The sequence below is a fragment of the Sediminibacterium sp. genome (genome assembly GCF_051860225.1).
In the GTDB taxonomy this organism is placed as follows: Bacteria; Bacteroidota; Bacteroidia; order Chitinophagales; family Chitinophagaceae; genus Sediminibacterium.
Genome location: NZ_JBHYEI010000011.1, coordinates 1 through 858, shown reverse-complemented (window position 1 = coordinate 858; position 858 = coordinate 1). Strand labels below are relative to the sequence as shown.

Annotated in this window: 1 protein-coding gene and 6 tRNA genes; all 7 read right to left on the bottom strand. The window is 58.9% G+C overall.

Features of this window, described 5'->3' with window-relative positions; genetic code table 11:
* Positions 1–76: 76 nt before the first annotated feature.
* Positions 77–152 (bottom strand) — tRNA-Asn (locus ACTIEI_RS14790).
* 6 nt (positions 153–158) lie between these two features.
* Positions 159–234 (bottom strand) — tRNA-Ala (locus ACTIEI_RS14785).
* 11 nt (positions 235–245) lie between these two features.
* Positions 246–331: transfer RNA gene (locus ACTIEI_RS14780), tRNA-Ser, on the bottom strand.
* Positions 332–425: 94 nt separating this feature from the next.
* Positions 426–502: transfer RNA gene (locus ACTIEI_RS14775), tRNA-Pro, on the bottom strand.
* A 9-nt stretch (positions 503–511) separates the two neighbouring features.
* Positions 512–586 (bottom strand) — tRNA-Ile (locus ACTIEI_RS14770).
* 18 nt (positions 587–604) lie between these two features.
* Positions 605–681, bottom strand: a tRNA-Gln gene (locus tag ACTIEI_RS14765).
* Positions 644–858, bottom strand: a 215-nt coding sequence (locus ACTIEI_RS14760; RefSeq protein WP_439507050.1) for a hypothetical protein, incomplete at its 5' end; no start/stop codon positions are given. The genes ACTIEI_RS14760 and ACTIEI_RS14765, both read right to left, overlap by 38 nt.

The window sequence follows — 858 nt, the reverse complement described above, 5'->3', positions numbered from 1 at the left end:
GGAGTCGGATTCGAACCGACGAAATCCTGGCTCAGAACCAGGCGGCATGGACCACTCGCACCATCCCCCAAAAAACTGGCTCCCCGGGCACGCTTCGAACGTGCGACCACTCGGTTAACAGCCGAGCGCTCTACCAACTGAGCTACCAGGGAAAAACGTGGTGGAGAAGGCCGGAGTCGAACCGGCAACGGACTGCTTGCAGGGCAGCTGCTCTCCCAGTTGAGCTACATCCCCATGTGTACTTGTGGATCGTGCTGGATTCGAACCAGCGGGCCGCTTTCGCAACCACGGCTTAGCAAGCCGCTGCCTTGGACCACTCGGCCAACGATCCTGAATATTTCCGGTGACGGGTTCCGGTGTCGCCCAATTTTTGCGACCGGTTTCCGCGGGAGATCGACCTGAGCCGCCCTGTCCCGCTCTTTGGATGGTCCGAGTTGCAGGGTTCGAACCTGCGACCCCCTGGTCCCAAACCAGGTGCGCTGCCAGACTGCGCCAAACTCGGAAGAATGACTGGTGTCCCTTGAAGATTTCGAGTCTCCGACCGACCCCTTATCGAGGGGTTGCTCTACCTCTGAGCTAAAGGAACTTCGAGTGAAAGTGGTGATGGCAAGGGCAGCAGGATTCGAACCTGCGGATGCCTGGATCAAAGCCAGGTGCCGTGGACCGCTTGGCTATGCCCCTTCGTCTTCATCGCCCCCGCGAAGATCCCTGAACGCGGTGTGTCTGCCGATTCCACCATCGGGCCAATGAACAATGACTTTTCCATTTCCATTTCGGTTGTGTCCTCACGCGATTCGATCGCTTGCGCAATCACGCCGACATCGCTGCACGGTGGTTGGGTCCAAACCACGCACATCC